Raw genomic sequence first — 15,599 nt, 5'->3', positions numbered from 1 at the left:
ACGTCCGCGACGGACTTCAGCAGCCCCCTGCTACCCGAGGAGTGACTCCCTCCAGCGATGGACGGATCGTCCTGTAGTACCTGCGCCGCCACCTCACGACATACCGAGGCGGCGGCATCATGACCACCCCCCTGCTGCTCCTCGGAGCGGCCCTCCTGCTGATTCTGGCCAACGGCTTCTTCGTGGCCGCCGAGTTCGGCCTGGTCACGGTCGAGTCGACGGACGCCGAGAAGGCGGCCGCCGAAGGCGACAAACGGGCCCGAAGGGTCGCCGAGTCGCTCAGGGAGCTGTCCTTCCAGCTCTCCGGCACCCAGCTCGGCATCACCATCACCTCCCTCGTCGTCGGCATGCTCGCCGAGCCCGCGCTCGCTCAGCTGCTGCACGGTCCGTTCACCGCGATCGGCATCCCCGAAGGCGCCGTCTCCGGTGTCGCGGTGGTCGTCGGCATGCTGCTGGCCTCCGCCGTGCAGATGGTGATCGGCGAACTGGTGCCCAAGAACTGGGCGGTGTCCAAGCCGATGCAGGTCGCGCGCTTCGTCGCCGGTCCGCAGCACGCGTTCGCCCGTCTGTTCCGCCCGGTCATCGCCGCGTTGAACGCGGTGGCCAACCGCCTGGTCCGCGCCCTGGGCGTCGAGCCCGCCGAGGAGCTGGCCTCCGCCCGCACTCCCGGCGAACTGGTGTCCCTGGCCCGACATTCTGCCCAGGCCGGCGCACTGGAACAGGACACGGCCGACCTCTTCGTACGGACGCTGTCGCTCGCCGAGCTGACCGCGCAGCACGTCATGACCCCGCGGGTGAAGGTGAGCGCACTGCAGTCGACGGCGACCGCCGAGGACGTGGTGAACCTGACCCGTGCCACCGGCCTGTCCCGCTTCCCCGTCTACAAGGAGCGGATCGACGAAATCGTCGGCATGGTCCATCTGAAGGACGCCCTGGCGGTCCCGGCGCACGAGCGCCTGCGCACCCCCGTCGGCCGCATCGCCCGCCCGGCGCTGCTCGTCCCAGAGACCCTGCCCGTGCAGCCGCTCCTCGCCCAGCTGCGCAGCGAGCAGCCCATCGCGGTCGTCGTCGACGAATACGGCGGCACGGCGGGCGTCGTGACGCTGGAGGACATCGTCGAGGAGATCGTCGGCGAGGTCCGCGACGAGCACGACGGGCAGGACGTGCCCGAGCTCGCCGCCGCCCCGCCGGAGGACGGCAGGCCCGCCTGGGACGCCGACGGCAGCTGCCGCGTCGACATCCTGCAGCGCATAGGACTCGACGTGCCCGAGGGGCCGTACGAGACCGTCGCCGGACTGGTCGCCGACCGGCTCGGCCGTATCCCGGCCGTCGGCGACAAGGCCGAACTGCCGGGCTGGCGGCTGACCGTGCGCCGGGTCGGCCACTACCGCGCCGAGCGGGTCCGGCTGGTGCGGACCGGCCTGGTCGTGGAGGTCGCCCGATGAGCGTGCTCCAACTCCTGTTCGCCGCCCTGCTCGTGCTCGCCAACGGCTTCTTCGTCGGCGCCGAGTTCGCCCTCGTGTCCGTACGCCGAAGCCAGATCGAACCGCTCGGCACGGCCCGCGCCCGCCAGGTCCTCTACGGCCTGGAGCGGCTGCCGCAGATGATGGCCGCGGCCCAGTTCGGCATCACAGTCTGCTCGCTGACCCTGGGCGCGGTCGCCGAACCGACCGTCGCGCACCTGCTGGAGCCGGTCTTCGAGTGGATCCACCTGCCCGACGGGGTGATCCACCCGCTCGGCTACGTCATCGCACTCGCCGCCGTGGTCTTCTTCCACCTCGTCATCGGCGAGATGGTCCCGAAGAACCTCGCGATGGCAGCCCCTGAGAAGGCCGCCATCTGGCTCGCCCCGGGCCTGGTCGCCTTCGCCCGAGTCTGCAAGCCGATCACCGTCGCCCTCGGCGCCGTCGCCCAGGCGATCCTGCGGCTCTTCCGGGTCGAGCCGAAGGACGAGGTCGAGGCCGTCTTCACCAGCGAGCAGCTCAACCGCCTGGTGGAGGACTCCGGACAGGCGGGCCTCCTCGACCCCGAGGAGCAGGAACGCCTCGAGGACGCCCTGGAACTGGGCTCCCGCCCGGTGACGGACGTGCTGCTGGCGCGCGAGTCCCTGGTGACGGTTCCCCCGTCGGTCACCCCGGGCCGGATCGTCGAGCTCACCGCGCGCACGGGATACTCCCGCTTCCCGATAGCCGCGGAGAACGGCGCCTTCATGGGCTACCTGCATGTGAAGGACGTACTGGACCTGGAGGACTCGCAGCGGGCGGTGCCGCAGCAGCTGTGGCGGCCGATGACGACGCTGCGGTCCGAACTCCCCCTGGACGACGCCCTGACGGTGATGCGCCGCGCCGCCACCCACCTGGCCCAGGTGGCCGACGCCTCCGGCAAGGTACTGGGCCTGGTGGCCCTGGAGGACGTACTGGAACTACTGGTCGGCGAGGTCACGGACCCGGCCCACCGGGACGTGCCGGAGGTACGCGTCACCGAGCCGCGGGGGAGCGGGGAGCCGGAGCAGGCCCTGGCAGGCTGACGCGGGTTCCCCGCGCCCTGAAGGGGCGCGGGGAACTGCGCGACAAGCCACGACGAACCCGCATTCGCAAGACTTCGATCTCGACCGAGCTCGTGGGCGCAGCTCACAGCCCAGACGGATCCTGCGGCCCCCGCCCCGACAGCACCTCTCCGTACGCCTGCATCAAGTCCGGAAGCCGTAGAGTCGACAAATCGTCCCGCGACAACACCCCGGGATACGTCGACAACCGCAGATCCCGATAAGCACAGCTCTTCTCGTACAGCGTCCGAAGAAACCGCCCGTTCCCCAGCTCGTCGATCCACCCCTGATCCACCACATGCCCGGCGATCGACCGCAGCTCGTCCAACGCCTCCTCGTCCCAGACGTCGCCGTTCTCGCCAGCCAGCACCTCACCGATCGAGGTGAGTTCGAGCGGCCGGTACGAGGGGAAGTCGACGCGGGTGGTGAAGCGGGACGACAGGCCGGGGTTGGCGGCCAGCAGGCGGTCCATGCCCTCCGGGTAGCCGGCCAGGATGACCACCAGGTGGTCGCGGTTGTCCTCGGCCCGCTTCAGCAGCACCTGCAGCGCCTCGTCGCCGTAAGCGTCGCCCTTGCCGTAGCCGGAATTGGAGAGCGAGTAGGCCTCGTCGACGAAGAGCACACCGCCGATCGCGGAGTCGATCAGTTCGTTGGCCTTCACGGCCGTCTGGCCCAGGTACTCGCCGACCAGGTCGGCCCGCTGTGCCTCCACGAGGTGGTCGCCGCCGAGCAGCCCGAGGGCGTAGAAGACGCGGCCGAGGATGCGGGCGACCGTGGTCTTGCCGGTGCCGGAGGGGCCGGAAAAGACGAAGTGCCGCTTCGGCGGCTGGACCGGCAGGCCCTGACCGGCGCGCAGCCGCGCCATGTTCAGCTGGGCGGACAGTGCCTTGACCTGCCGCTTCACCGGCTCCAGGCCCACCATGCGCTCCAGTTCGGCGAGCGCCTCCTCGAGCAGTGCGGGGTCGGTGGGTCCTGCGGGCAGCGGGGATCCGGGCGGGCCGACGGTCTTCTCGCGCACCGTCGGGTCGATCGAGGACGGCAGCGGCCCGACCGGTGGGAGGTCGGACTCGGAGAGCCTCAGGTCCCGGCCCTCGGTGCCGAAGAGCGGGTCCAGGGTGTCCGGGCCCTCCAGGGCGTCCTGGCCGCCGGAGAGCGTGATCGCCGCGAGGTCGGTGGCCTCGTCGTACCCGTCGCCCTCGGCGATCGCCGCGAGCCGGGCCGAGGTGTCCATGAAGGCGGGATCGACGCGGTGCACGGCCCGGTACAGGGGAAGGGCGGCGGCCGAGCGGCCTGTGCCCTCATGTGCGCGCGCCAGCCAGTAGCGCAGCTCCTTGCGCTGCGGCTGCTCGCTGCGGCAGCGCATCAGGGCGGACGACAGGAGCGGTTCGGCCTGACCGTACATCTCCAGGCGCACCCGCGCCATGCCGCCGAACAGGCCCGCCTCGATGCCGAGCAGGGCGTCGTCGATCAGCGGGTCGGTGTGGCGGACGAGTTGGTCCCAGTCCTTGACGAGATAGGCGCGGCAGGCGTGCAGAAAGCGGACCTGCGGGTCGGTGTCCACGGGCGGGAGCCCGGCGAGGGCCCGGTCCAGCTCGGGGACATGGCGGCCGTCCAGCCAGTGCGAGGCGTGCGCGAGCAGCAGGTCGCGGGGGCTCTCCAGCACGGGCTGCACCCACCAGCCGAGCCAGTACCAGGAGTTGAGGGAGCGGCGGTGCCGGGCGCGCTGTTCACCGAAGCGGTCCCGGTGCCGGAACATCCGTAACAGCGCGGTCGTCGTGTCGACGCGCAGCGCATGCAGTCCGAGCCAGCCGTCGGCCATCCCGGGATCCATCCGGACCGCGGCCCTGAACTCCTCCTCCGCCTGCGGATAGGCGCCCATCGTGTAGGCATCCACACCTCGCAGCCAGGCGAGGTCGGCCGGGGCCTCGGGGCCCTGCGTGCCGAAATCCATCACGTCCCCCACAAACCGTGCCCCCGTCGGTTGACCGCCGGACCGCTGTCCGCCGGCCGCCTTGATCGAACCGCCGTACCGCGGACCGGAGTTGCGGTGCGCGCAGCCGTCCATCAGGTCGCACCGAGGGCATCGTACCTGCGGGGGTGTCGCCCGCCGAAGGGTGCCGCACAGGCCGTTTGGCAAGGTGGGAGCAGACGGGGCGCACTTCGGACGGTGACGGTGTGTGAGCGAAAAGTGTCGCGGAGCGTCCGGAAAACGGGGTGTGGGCAGAACGAAGCCCCCGATCACGGGGGAACAACCGGGGGCTTCGCGACTGTGGGCGGCTTCGAATGGCCGCGCATTGAGAACGTAAGTCCTGTACGGGCCCCCGGTCAAGCGGAGTTGAGGCACTCCGTGAAGTTCTCCCGGCGGGCGTCTTCACAAGTTCAGCACATTGCCGATGGTCCGTCACCGTGCGTGAGCAGCTGGTCCGGTCCAACAGTCTTCACGGGTCCCGGGAGCACCTCGTACCCCTTCTCCGACTGCCGTATCAGAAGGTCGGCGAACGGCCGCGAGGGATCCTCGGCGAAGTGTCGTCGTTCCGCCCCGACCCAACCGACCCAGAAATCCCGCTGCTCCTCCCCGTCCCGCTGCCGTCCCCGCGTCCAGGACTCCTCGTGCGGCAACTCCATCCACAGCAGTGCCGCGAGGTGCGGGCGCAGTGCGCGGCGGCCCGCTCCGACGCCCTCGACGAGGACCAGTGGGGCGGGCGGCAGTGTGCGGGGCGGTCCGAAGCGGCGGGTGTGCCAGTCGTAGGGGGCGTAGTGGGCGCTCTCACCGCGGCTGAACGGTTCGATCACCTGGGTCAGCAGTCGTCCGGTCCACTCGAACAGTTCGTCGTGGCTGGCGATGTCGTCGAGGTGCAGCACGGGCGCCCCGTCCAGGGCCCGGGCCAACCGCTCGGCGAACGTGGACTTTCCGGAGCCGGCATGTCCGTCGACGCCGATCAGGCGGACCGGGCCGCAGGACGGGGGCAGACGGCGGAGCCGGGAGGTGAGGTCGTGAATGGCTGTTCCCTGGCTGGCTGGAGAGTCGGGCATATTCGACAGGAACATTCTAGTGGTGGGTGAAATCGGGGCGAATGGGTGGGCCGGAAAATAGTGCGGTATTGAACCAGTCGTTGGCTGGCTGCGAGCCAGTGTTAATCCCGCCCCGAAACATCGGACGGCCATCTCGAAAATCGCGTTCCGGTTGCGCTCGTCGCTGAGTAAGGTGCTGGGTGCACAACTGCGAGGCGTCGTACGGGGAGACAGGAGCAGATGGTCGCTGGGTTATTCGAGGGGCAGTATGTGTGGCATCCGGCGGCCGACGACCGCTTGCTCGCGAGCGTATGCGTCGACGTACGCGCCGGCCGATACCGGAGCACTCATGAAGCCCTCGCCGAAACACGCGGCGACTTCGGTCTGCGTGCCCACCGCTCCCTGGTCCTCGCCTCCGAGGCCGCCGACTCCGACCTCGCCGAGCGGTGGCTGGCCGAGGAGTCGACCCCCGAGGCGGCGCTGCTGTGGGCGCGGGTGGCGGTGCTACGGGCGCTGCGCGCGGCCGACGCGCACGACGAGCGGGCCGGCGCCCTGGAGCGGATCGCGCTGACCGCCTGCGACCGGGCGGCGGCGGCGAACCCGGCCGACCCCACGCCCTGGACGGCCCGGCTGGCCATGGCCCGGCTGCACCGGCTGACCGACCCCGCCCCGCGCGGGCTGCTCACCGCGCCGCCCGGACCGTGGCGGCTGTTCGCGCACGTCCTGTCCCTCGACCCCTGGCACCGCGAGGCCCACCACCGCTTCCTGGCCTGCTTCTTCTCCCGCCACGGCGGCTCCGTGAACGCGGCCTGGGACGTCGCCGCCTTCCTCGGTCAGCGTGCCCCCGCCGACTCCCCGCTGCGCCTGCTGCCCCTCGTCGCCCTCGTCGAGAGCTACAACCCGACCCAACTGCTCGCCGACCGGGTCTGGGAGCAGCCGCAGTGGCGCTCCACCGCCCTCGTGATCTACCAGAACTGGCTGCCCACGATGCCGGGTTACCGCTTCACCCCGGTGCTCGACCTGGCCTACCTGGCGCACGCGCTGGTCATGGGCAAGCGCGAGTTCGAGGCCCGCGCGGTCTTCGCGGCCATGGGGCCGTACGCCTCCCGTATGCCCTGGTCCGCCTTCGGAGAGCCCGCCGACCAGCTGTCCCGGGCCCGCCGCGCCTGCGGCCTCCCGGTGCCCCCGTAGCCCCCCGCAGAGAGAAAGGCCGACCTGTGCCGGAACGGATATCGGACGACGATGCCGTACTTCATGAGATGGGTTACCCGAGAAAACTCACCCGTCGATTTCAGGCGTTCGACAATTTCGCCATCTCATTCACCATCATCAACATCATTTCGGGAATCTTCTCCAGCTTCGGATTCGGGCTGAATGCCGGAGGCCCCCGTATTCTCGTCTTCGGCTGGATCGGCGTCTCCGTCATGGTGCTCTTCGTCGGTCTCGCCATGGCGGAAGTCGCCTCCGCCTATCCCACGAGCGGCGCCCTGTATTTCTCCGCCGGGAAACTCGCCAGACGGCACAAGGGAGCCTGGTCCTGGTACACCGGCTGGCTGAACTTCGTGGGCCAGATCGGCGGCACGGCCGCCACCGGCTACGCCGCCGCCACCTTCATCCAGGCCTTCATGGCCCTGCAGTGGGACTCCTACGTGCCGACCACCCACCAGACGGTGCTGATCACGGCCCTGCTCATCGTGCTCCAGGGGCTGGCCAACACCTACACCGTCCAGTTGGTCGCGCTGCTCAACCGGATCTCCGTGTGGTGGCTGCTGATCGGTCTCGTGGTGATCGTGGGCGCCCTGATCGTCGGACCCGACCAGCACCAGTCGGCGTCGTTCGCCACCCATTTCGCGAACAACACCGGTTTCACGAACGGTCTTTACGGCGGGATGCTCGGCCTGCTCGTCACGAGCTGGACCTTCACCGGCTTCGACGGCAGCTTCCACATGTCGGAGGAAACGGTGCGGGCCACGGTCAACGCGCCGAAGGGGATCACACGTGCGATCGGCTACTCGGCGATCACCGGTCTGATCCTGATGCTCGCACTCGTCTACAGCATTCACGACTACGACCATGTGGCTAGCGCCTCCGCTCCACCCGTCCAGATTCTCATCGACGGTCTCGGCCTGACCACGGCCAAGGTGCTCCTGCTGATCGTGATCGGCGCGATGCTCTTCTGCGGTCTCGCCAATCTCACCAGCAACACCCGGCAGATCTTCGCCTTCTCCCGCGACGGCGCCATGCCCGGCTCCCGTCTGTGGCACTCGGTCTCACCGCGCACCCGCACCCCCGTCAAGGCCGTCTGGCTCGCGGTCGCCTGCTCGCTGGCCCTCGTCGTGCCCGGCTGGTGGTCGCACACGGCGTTCACCGCCATCGTCAGCGTCAACGTCGTCGGCCTCTTCCTCGCCTACGCCGTGCCGATCCTGCTCCGGCTGAGCCTGGGCGACGAGTTCCAGCCGGGGCCCTGGCACCTGGGCCGCTGGAGCAGACCCGTCGGTGTGATCGCGGTGGCCTGGATCCTGCTCAGCAGCGTGCTGTTCATGCTCCCGCAGGCCTCGCCGATCACCGTCGACTCCTTCAACTACGCGCCGATCGCCCTCGTGGTCGTCCTGGTCGTCGCCACCGTCTGGTGGTTCGCCACCGCCCGCCGCCGCTTCCAGGGGCCGGTCAGCTACGGCCGCCCCGACGAGGTCGCGGCGATGGACCTGATCTGAGCCCCGGGCCCGGCGCGCGTCCGCGTGCGCCGGGCCGGACGGCCCAGCAGGTCATGCCAGTGGTTCAAACCAATATTGGTGGGCGTGGCAAGGTCCGAAGTGCTGGCAGGAGGGTCCGCACGCGGCCATAGTTGGCGCACAACAATGCAGCGCAACCGCGCATTTGGACCTGCCCGACTCGGACAACCTGGGGGTCGTTCCGCCCATGAGCAGAGCCGAACAGCCGTCCCGCAGAACCGTCCTCGCCGCCGCGGTGGCCGCCGCGGTGGCGGGCTCCGCCGTCACCGCCGACGTGGCCGACGCCGAGGAGGCCGCCGTGGCTCCGCCCCTCGCCCACTCCGGGCTTCGCCCGAGCGGGGGGAGCCCCACGGTCGACTACCGCTCCTGGACCTCGTACCAGGACTGGCGCGCCGGCGCGGCGCACGGCACCCGTGCCGTCGCGGGCGCCCGCCCCGGCGTGGTGATCGCCGCCCCCGCCGGCACCACCGACTACACGGACCCGCACACCAACGCGACCGCCGCCTGGGAGTACGCGACCTGGACGTCCCCCGTCCACCGGCTCCGCGTCCCCGCCACCGAGGTGATCGCCTCCTGGAACGCACACACCCCGGCCGGCACCTGGCTCCAGGTCGAACTGCACGGCACGTACTCCGACGGCACCGAGACCCCCTGGTACGTGATGGGCCGCTGGGCGGCCGGCGACCAGGACATCAAGCGGACCTCGGTGGACGACCAGAAGGACGGCAAGAGCACCATCTGGACGGACACCTTCGCCATCGACGACGCGACGACCGGCCTGCGCCTGGTCTCCTACCGGCTCCGCCTCACCCTCTACCGCAAGCCCGGCACCAAGCTCAGCCCCACCGTGTGGCGGCTCGGCGCAATGGGCTCGGACATCCCCGACCGCTTCACCGTCCCGGCCTCCACGCCAGGCCTCGCCAGGGAACTGATCGTCCCGCGCTACTCGCAGGAGATCCACAAGGGCCAGTACCCCGAGTACGACAACGGCGGCGAGGCCTGGTGCAGCCCCACCTCCTCGCAGATGATCATCGAGTACTGGGGCGGCCGGCTCACCCCGGAGCAACTGGCCTGGGTGGACCCGAGCTACGCCGACCCCCAGGTCGACCACGCGGCCCGCTTCACCTACGACTACCAGTACGAGGGCTGCGGCAACTGGCCGTTCAACGCCGCCTACGCAGCCACGTACAAGGACCTGCAGGGCGTGGTCACCCGGCTCGGTTCGCTCACCGACCTGGAGACGCTGATCGCGGCCGGCATCCCGGCCATAACCTCCCAGTCGTTCCTCAAGGGGGAGCTGACGGGGGCGGGTTACGGCACTGCGGGGCACCTGATGACCGTCATCGGCTTCACTGCCGAGGGCGACGTGATCGCCAACGACCCGTTCTCGCCGAGCGACGACGCGGTGCGCCGTGTCTACAAGCGGCGCGAGTGGGAGAACATCTGGCTCAGGACCAAGCGGTACAACGCCTCCGGCAAGGTCGTCTCCGGCACCGGCGGCGTCTGCTACCTGTACTTCCCGGCCCGGCCCACACCCCGCCGGCGCAAGGCGCTCGCGGCGGTCGGGGTGCGCTGAACGACAGGCGAAAGGCCGCGGGAAACCGGGGCCTTTCGCCTGTGACCAACGTCTCCGCCGCAAAAGCCGCTCCAGCTGGCAAGGTGGGCAGAACCCCTGGGGGAGTCCACTGCACGCCCGACCTCAGCGAGACGCCATGACCGCACACTCAGCCGCCGCCCGCACCCGCACCGGCGGCCCCGGGAACGACGGCCCGAAGATCCTCGAGCACATCATGGGCTGGACCCTGGTCATGGTCGTCGCGATGCTCGTCACCCAGCTCGGCCTGCTGTGATCTGAGGCAAGCGGGGCCCCGCCCTCCTCTGCGGCCACTCGTCGACCCGACTCGAACGAGTGGACGTGGTCGTTCTGACATACTGCGGATGTCCCGAACAGCCTGCCCGAGACCAGGGTCGAAATTGAAGATCAGCGAACAGAGCGACGCCACCCGCCCCCGGGCGCGCGGCACCGAGCGCTCGCTGGCGCGCCGAGCCGAACTCATCGCCATCGGGCGGAAGTTGTTCGCCGACAGGTCGTACGACGCGCTCTCGATGGACGACATCGCGCGGCAGGCGCATGTCGCCAAGGGGCTGATCTACTACTACTTCCAGTCCAAGCGCGGCTACTACCTGGCGATCATCAACGATTCGGTCGCCGACCTGGTCACCTTCGCGGCGAGCGAGATCGAACTGGAGCAGCTGGACCGGGTCCATCGCACCATGGAGGGCTATCTGCGCTACGCCGAGCACAACCAGGCCGCCTTCCGCGCGGTCGTCAGCGGCGGCGTCGGATTCGATGCCGAGGTGCACGCCATCCGGGACGGCGTGCGTGAGGCGATCGTGGCGACGGTCGCCGAAGGTGCGTACGGCCGCACGGACATCGCCCCGCTCGCCCGCATGGGCCTGTTCGCCTGGGTGTGCGGCGTGGAGGGTGCGACTCTCGACTGGATCGACCGCCCTCAGCTGTCCCGCGAACAGCTGCGCGAACTCCTGGTCAAGCAGCTCGGCGGCGCCATGCGCGCCATCGAGGAACTGGACCCGGCCTACCCCACTCCGGCCCCGGCCCGCCGCGACCCCTGAGCGAGGGGCGAAGGCTCCCGTGTCCCCGCCCCAACCACCGTACTCCTGCGCTCAGTTGACCCCCCTGATCGGCTCACCGCCCGCGGTGCCACCGCTGAGCCCTCAGAGGTACGTACCGCAGTACGTACCGCCCGGACCCTGCTGGCTCTTGTACGTCATCTTCGTCGTGCCGAGGCCCTTGAGCCTGGCGCTCGTCGCCGAGGCGGCCGCTCGCAAGTCCCAGCCGCTCGTCACGTTCCGCTGGACATCGCGTGCAGTGAGTGGCCGGGATATTCTTGAAGTAAGCGCTCGTTAACTGGTGACGGGGTGCCTGCAATCGGGCATACTCACAGCGCAGCCGCTGGTCAGCAGCTTCCGAGACCCGGGAGAGCGAGCATCGGCCGGCCCCAGGAAGACCCGGCGGAGCCGCCCCCACCCAAGGCGCACGTCGGCCGATGTGCCCGAACAGGGAGGAGAGCGTCGCCATGCCCGACCGCGCCCCGCAGCCGGTGGACCGTCAACTGCCCACGGACGAGGCCCGGGATCTGATCTCGCTCGTCCGCGACATCGCCCAGCGCGAGATCGCTCCGAAGGCGGCCGGGGAGGAGGACGCCGGACGCTTCCCGCGCGAGGTCTTCACGCTGCTGTCGGAGTCGGGACTGCTCGGCCTGCCGTACGACTCCGAGTACGGCGGCGGCGACCAGCCCTACGAGGTCTACCTCCAGGTCCTCGAAGAGCTCGCCGCGGCGCGCCTCACCGTCGGCCTCGGCGTCAGCGTGCACACGCTCGCCTCCTACGCGCTCGCCGCCTACGGCACCAAGGAACAGCAGGTCGAGCACCTGCCCGCGATGCTGGGCGGCGGCCTGCTGGGCGCCTACTGCCTGTCCGAGCCGTCGTCAGGTTCCGATGCCGCCTCTCTTCGCACGAAGGCGGTGCGCGACGGCGACGACTGGGTGATCACCGGGACCAAGGCATGGATCACGCACGGCGGGATCGCCGACTTCTACACGGTCATGGCCCGGACGGGGGAGGACGGACCGCGCGGCATCACCGCCTTCCTGGTCCCGGGCGATGCCGAGGGTCTCAGCGGTGCGGTGCCCGAGAAGAAGATGGGGATGAAGGGCTCGCCCACGGCGCAGGTCCACCTCGACGGCGTGCGGGTGGCGGACGAGCGGCGCATCGGCGAGGAGGGTCAGGGCTTCGCGATCGCCCTGGCCGCGCTCGACTCCGGCCGGCTCGGCATCGCCGCCTGTGCGATCGGCCTCGCCCAGGCGGCGCTGGACGAGGCGGTCGCGTATGCCACCGGGAGGCAGCAGTTCGGGCGGCCCATCGCCGACTTCCAGGGGTTGCGCTTCATGCTCGCCGACATGGCCACCCAGATCGAGGCGGGCCGGGCCCTGTATCTGGCGGCTGCGCGGCTGCGCGACGCGGGGCGGCCGTTCGCCAAGCAGGCGGCCATGGCCAAGCTGCACTGCACGGACACCGCGATGAAGGTGACCATGGACGCCGTCCAGGTCCTCGGCGGATACGGCTACACCGCGGACTTCCCGGTCGAGCGCTATATGCGCGAGGCCAAGGTGCTGCAGATCGTCGAGGGCACCAACCAGATCCAGCGGATGGTCATCGCCCGTCACCTTGCGGGTCCTGAAACGCGCTGAACTGGCCTCTGGTGACCTGTGGGGCCGCCAGCCTGATCCACTCCGGGTCGTGGCGGCCCGGCAGGGTGCGGCCCCGGTCGGCCCAGGCGCGCATCAGATCGCGGTAGATCGGCGGATCCTGCAGGTGCGGCGGCACCGGCACAACCGTTCCTTCGGGCGGCGGAACGAACACGCGGCGCTGACGCCCGATCACGGAATAGGTGGGGGTCATACCTGGGCAACGCGGAGGTAGGCGGACAGGTCACCCATCCGGGGAATCGAGCGTGAGTTCCCGGACGTCCGGCTCCCTCTCTGGCCTCCGCCAGCTGTCTGACGTACCGTCAGCCCAGCCGTCTCCAGGGAGGTTTGGCGTGGCCGACGACCGCCCCGTACCACTCGACGAGTACCCCGTGCACCAGGTCCCGCTGTCCATGAAGCACGTGGCGACCGGGGACCGGAACGCCTACGACCGCTGCATCTTCCACGTCCTCGACCACGAGGGGCGCGCCCTGCTCATCGTGGGCCTCGGGGTCTACCCCAACCTCGGCGTGATCGACGCGTACGCGACCCTGCGGACCGGGGACGCGCTGCACGCGGTGCGCGCCTCGGACGCCCTCGGTGAGGACCGCATGCGGCTCGCCGTCGGCCCGCTCAGGATCGAGGTCGAGGAGCCACTGCGGCGACTGCGGCTGGTGGGTGACGACGACCTGCTGTCGTACGACGTCACCTGGACCGCCGGATTCCCCGCCCTGTGGGAACCCCACCACCTCCAGCGTCGCGGCGACCGCCTCACCCTCGAAGGGCGCCGCTTCGTCCAGGCGGGCGGCGTGGAGGGCGTGATCCGTGCCGCGGGTGAGGAGTTCCGGGTCACCGCCGGCGGGTGGACCGGTACCCGCGACCGCAGTTGGGGCGTGCGGCCCATACCGGGGGAGGAGGCCGGCCGCCTGGCGGAGGAGCACCCGACCGAGGGCTTCCACTGGCTGTGGTGCCCCGTGCGCTTCGAGGACCGGTTCCTGATGGTGATCGTCCAGGAGGACGCGGACGGCTACCGCACTCTGAACGACGCCACCCTGGTCCATCCCAGTGGTATGTCACATACCACTGGGGGCCGTCGTGACCGCCAACTCGGCTGGCCTGTCCCCGAAATCACCTACCGCCCCGGCACCCGCCATCCCGAACGTGCCCTCATCCACCTCGGAGACCTGCGCAAACCGCAGGAACTGGAGGTCGAGATCCTCACCTCCTCGCCGCTCGCGATCGGGGCCGGCTACCCGCCCGCCGACGACTGGCAGCACGGCACCTGGCGCGGCCGCGGCTGGACGGACCGCCGTACCTACGACCTGACGCAGCCGCACGCCCTGGCCGCCTACGGGGTCACCGACCATGCCGCCCGCTTCCGGCTGGACGGCCGGACCGGACATGGCATCTTCGAGCACGGCTCGTTCGGGCGGCACGATCCGAGCGGGTTCACGGACTTCACTTCGGTCGCACCGTAGGCGGTATGTGACATGGCACCCACTGCACCCCGCCCCCGCACCACCACGCGCGACCCGGAGGAGCTGGCCCGCCGCCTCACCGCCTGGCTCTCCACCCGCCTGCCTGGGGCGAAGGCGGCCGGCGTCACCGTCCCCGAGTCCAACGGCATGTCCAGCGAGACCCTGCTCTTCGACATCGAACACCCCGAACCACCCGTACGCCGTTGCGCGTTGAGGCTCGCGGCGGACCCGGCAGCGTACACCGTCTTCCCGGTGTACGACATGCCGCGCCAGTACCGCACGATGCGCGTCGTGGCGGAGCACTCGGACCTGCCCGTGCCGAAGGTGCTGTGGCTGGAGGAGGATCCCGGCCCGCTCGGGGCGCCGTTCTTCGTGATGGAGCGCGTCGAGGGACGCGTGCCACCCGACGTCATGCCCTACACCTACGAGGGCAACTGGCTGCACGAGGCGAGCGAAGCCGAGCGCGAGCACCTGGAGACGGCCTCGATCGGACTGCTGGCCCGACTGCACGACCAAGTGCCGCCGAAGGCCGCGGAGTTCCTCGCACTTCCGGGCGAGGGCGACGCCCTGCGCCGCCATGTCACAGCCCAACGCGCGTACTACGACTGGGTCGTCGACGGACGCGCCCGATCACCGCTCATCGAGACCGCGTTCGACCGGCTGGAGGAGCTCTGGCCGGGTGATCCGGGCACACCGGTGCTCAACTGGGGCGACGCGCGCATCGGGAACGTCGTCTACGACGGCTTCGAGCCCGCCGCCGTCCTCGACTGGGAGATGGCTGCCCTCGCCCCGCGCGAGGTCGACCTGGGCTGGACGGTCTATCTGCACCGCTTCTTCCAGGACCTCACGGTCGCCTTCGGCCAGCGCGGCCTGCCGGACTTCCTGCGCCGCGACCGGGTGGAGGCCCGCTACGCCGAACTCACCGGCCACACACCGCGCGACATGGACTTCCACACCCTGTACGCCGCCCTGCGGCACGCGATCGTCATGCTGCGTGTCGCCTACCGGCAGGTGCACTTCGGGGAGGCAGCCGTTCCGGCGGACCCGGACACGCTGATCCTGCACCACGGCAGCCTGCGGGCCATGGTGCAGGGCAGCTACTGGAATTGAGCGAGGCGGTTCAGGCGGCCTGACGGCGCATTGTCGGCACCCGCATCGGGCGCGAGCCCGGGCCGCCGACGTGCGAGAACGGCTGTGTCCGCCAGTCGAGCCCCTGAGGGAGCGTCAACAGGAGGGCCGTGCCCTGCTCCTGGGGCTCCGCCGACTCGTCCGCGGAGCGGGCCTCGGCCGCCCGGCGGCCGGTGCCGGCGCAGACCGTGAGGCCGAACGGGTTCCACGGCGAGGCGCACAGCGCATGCTCCGGCAGGACCTGCTCGTCCGCCAGCAGGGCGATGGGCTGCGCGCAGTCCGGGCAGATCACCCGGTACATCTCGAAGGTGTCGTACGCGTCGAGCTCGTCCTCGAAGGCGTCGGGTTCGACGCCCTCCGGCTCGGGCTCGACGACGGCCTGGAGCCGCTTGGGTGCGGTACGACCAGGGCGCTTAAGACTCTGCATGGGTTCTCC

The 15,599-nt window shown here is 70.3% G+C and carries 15 protein-coding genes; 10 read left to right on the top strand and 5 right to left on the bottom strand.

Going from position 1 to position 15,599, the window contains the following annotated elements:
* Positions 1-119 precede the first annotated feature (119 nt).
* Both EDD92_RS09090 and EDD92_RS09085 read left to right on the top strand, forming a co-directional pair.
* Positions 120-1,445, top strand: coding sequence for a hemolysin family protein (locus EDD92_RS09090; RefSeq protein ID WP_099927409.1), 1,326 nt, complete (start codon positions 120-122; stop codon positions 1,443-1,445).
* The gene (locus tag EDD92_RS09085; protein WP_123963833.1) at positions 1,442-2,527 is read left to right on the top strand and encodes a hemolysin family protein; all 1,086 of its coding nucleotides are present in this window, start codon (positions 1,442-1,444) and stop codon (positions 2,525-2,527) included. Before EDD92_RS09090 ends, EDD92_RS09085 begins: the two co-directional genes overlap by 4 nt.
* A gap of 103 nt (positions 2,528-2,630) precedes the next feature.
* Here the strand turns inward: EDD92_RS09085 and EDD92_RS09080 are convergent, their stop codons facing one another.
* Together EDD92_RS09080 and EDD92_RS09075 are read right to left on the bottom strand one after the other, a co-directional pair.
* Positions 2,631-4,496 (bottom strand): AAA family ATPase, encoded by a 1,866-nt coding sequence (locus tag EDD92_RS09080; protein WP_123970327.1) that lies wholly within the window; start codon positions 4,494-4,496, stop codon positions 2,631-2,633.
* 428 nt (positions 4,497-4,924) lie between these two features.
* Positions 4,925-5,578 (bottom strand): uridine kinase, encoded by a 654-nt coding sequence (locus EDD92_RS09075; protein ID WP_123963832.1) that lies wholly within the window; start codon positions 5,576-5,578, stop codon positions 4,925-4,927.
* 219 nt (positions 5,579-5,797) lie between these two features.
* Here EDD92_RS09075 and EDD92_RS09070 point away from each other — a divergent pair, with 219 nt between their 5' ends.
* The 5 genes from EDD92_RS09070 (at position 5,798) to EDD92_RS09050 (ending at position 10,923) form a co-directional block, all read left to right on the top strand.
* On the top strand, positions 5,798-6,748 hold the full coding sequence (locus tag EDD92_RS09070; RefSeq protein ID WP_185123971.1) for a hypothetical protein: 951 nt from the start codon (positions 5,798-5,800) through the stop codon (positions 6,746-6,748).
* A 68-nt stretch (positions 6,749-6,816) separates the two neighbouring features.
* Positions 6,817-8,271, top strand: coding sequence for an amino acid permease (locus EDD92_RS09065; protein WP_185123970.1), 1,455 nt, complete (start codon positions 6,817-6,819; stop codon positions 8,269-8,271).
* 205 nt (positions 8,272-8,476) lie between these two features.
* Positions 8,477-9,865 (top strand): peptidase C39 family protein, encoded by a 1,389-nt coding sequence (locus EDD92_RS09060; RefSeq protein WP_123963830.1) that lies wholly within the window; start codon positions 8,477-8,479, stop codon positions 9,863-9,865.
* 136 nt (positions 9,866-10,001) lie between these two features.
* Positions 10,002-10,139 (top strand): SCO1431 family membrane protein, encoded by a 138-nt coding sequence (locus tag EDD92_RS09055; protein WP_123963829.1) that lies wholly within the window; start codon positions 10,002-10,004, stop codon positions 10,137-10,139.
* 124 nt (positions 10,140-10,263) lie between these two features.
* Positions 10,264-10,923, top strand: coding sequence for a TetR/AcrR family transcriptional regulator (locus EDD92_RS09050; protein ID WP_123963828.1), 660 nt, complete (start codon positions 10,264-10,266; stop codon positions 10,921-10,923).
* Positions 10,924-11,025: 102 nt separating this feature from the next.
* Here the strand turns inward: EDD92_RS09050 and EDD92_RS51010 are convergent, their stop codons facing one another.
* Positions 11,026-11,157, bottom strand: a complete 132-nt coding sequence (locus tag EDD92_RS51010) for a hypothetical protein (protein ID WP_260326426.1) — start codon at positions 11,155-11,157, stop codon at positions 11,026-11,028.
* Between the two features lie 230 nt (positions 11,158-11,387).
* Here EDD92_RS51010 and EDD92_RS09045 point away from each other — a divergent pair, with 230 nt between their 5' ends.
* Positions 11,388-12,560, top strand: a complete 1,173-nt coding sequence (locus EDD92_RS09045) for an acyl-CoA dehydrogenase family protein (RefSeq protein WP_123963827.1) — start codon at positions 11,388-11,390, stop codon at positions 12,558-12,560.
* On the opposite strand, the gene EDD92_RS09040 is transcribed toward EDD92_RS09045, so the two are convergent.
* Complete coding sequence (locus EDD92_RS09040) at positions 12,523-12,771, bottom strand: hypothetical protein (RefSeq protein WP_078912850.1); 249 nt, start codon at positions 12,769-12,771, stop codon at positions 12,523-12,525. The two genes, EDD92_RS09045 and EDD92_RS09040, sit on opposite strands and share 38 nt — an antisense overlap.
* A 139-nt stretch (positions 12,772-12,910) precedes the next feature.
* Between EDD92_RS09040 and EDD92_RS09035 the strand changes: the two genes are divergently transcribed.
* Both EDD92_RS09035 and EDD92_RS09030 read left to right on the top strand, forming a co-directional pair.
* Entirely contained in the window at positions 12,911-14,035 is a 1,125-nt protein-coding gene (locus tag EDD92_RS09035) for a hypothetical protein (RefSeq protein ID WP_123963826.1), read from the top strand.
* Positions 14,036-14,047: 12 nt separating this feature from the next.
* A complete protein-coding gene (locus EDD92_RS09030) occupies positions 14,048-15,145 on the top strand; it encodes a phosphotransferase family protein (protein WP_123963825.1) in 1,098 nt (365 codons plus the stop codon).
* Positions 15,146-15,155: 10 nt separating this feature from the next.
* Here the strand turns inward: EDD92_RS09030 and EDD92_RS09025 are convergent, their stop codons facing one another.
* Entirely contained in the window at positions 15,156-15,590 is a 435-nt protein-coding gene (locus EDD92_RS09025; RefSeq protein WP_123963824.1) for a hypothetical protein, read from the bottom strand.
* Positions 15,591-15,599: the final 9 nt, after the last annotated feature.

It is taken from the genome of Streptomyces sp. TLI_185 (genome assembly GCF_003814765.1).
GTDB lineage: Bacteria > Actinomycetota > Actinomycetes > Streptomycetales > Streptomycetaceae > Streptomyces.
This window is presented reverse-complemented; position numbering and strand designations above follow the sequence as displayed.

Bases quoted from the DNA above. Each gene is read 5' to 3' on its own strand.
- EDD92_RS09080 (WP_123970327.1), bottom strand. From the start codon at position 4,496: ATGGATTTCGGCACGCAGGGCCCCGAGGCCCCGGCCGACCTCGCCTGG.
- EDD92_RS09070 (WP_185123971.1), top strand. From the start codon at position 5,798: ATGGTCGCTGGGTTATTCGAGGGGCAGTATGTGTGGCATCCGGCGGCC.
- EDD92_RS09055 (WP_123963829.1), top strand. From the start codon at position 10,002: ATGACCGCACACTCAGCCGCCGCCCGCACCCGCACCGGCGGCCCCGGG.
- EDD92_RS09045 (WP_123963827.1), top strand. From the start codon at position 11,388: ATGCCCGACCGCGCCCCGCAGCCGGTGGACCGTCAACTGCCCACGGAC.
- EDD92_RS09025 (WP_123963824.1), bottom strand. From the start codon at position 15,590: ATGCAGAGTCTTAAGCGCCCTGGTCGTACCGCACCCAAGCGGCTCCAG.
- EDD92_RS09030 (WP_123963825.1), top strand. From the start codon at position 14,048: ATGGCACCCACTGCACCCCGCCCCCGCACCACCACGCGCGACCCGGAG.
- EDD92_RS09090 (WP_099927409.1), top strand. From the start codon at position 120: ATGACCACCCCCCTGCTGCTCCTCGGAGCGGCCCTCCTGCTGATTCTG.
- EDD92_RS09065 (WP_185123970.1), top strand. From the start codon at position 6,817: ATGGGTTACCCGAGAAAACTCACCCGTCGATTTCAGGCGTTCGACAAT.
- EDD92_RS09060 (WP_123963830.1), top strand. From the start codon at position 8,477: ATGAGCAGAGCCGAACAGCCGTCCCGCAGAACCGTCCTCGCCGCCGCG.
- EDD92_RS09085 (WP_123963833.1), top strand. From the start codon at position 1,442: ATGAGCGTGCTCCAACTCCTGTTCGCCGCCCTGCTCGTGCTCGCCAAC.
- EDD92_RS09075 (WP_123963832.1), bottom strand. From the start codon at position 5,578: ATGCCCGACTCTCCAGCCAGCCAGGGAACAGCCATTCACGACCTCACC.
- EDD92_RS09040 (WP_078912850.1), bottom strand. From the start codon at position 12,771: ATGACCCCCACCTATTCCGTGATCGGGCGTCAGCGCCGCGTGTTCGTT.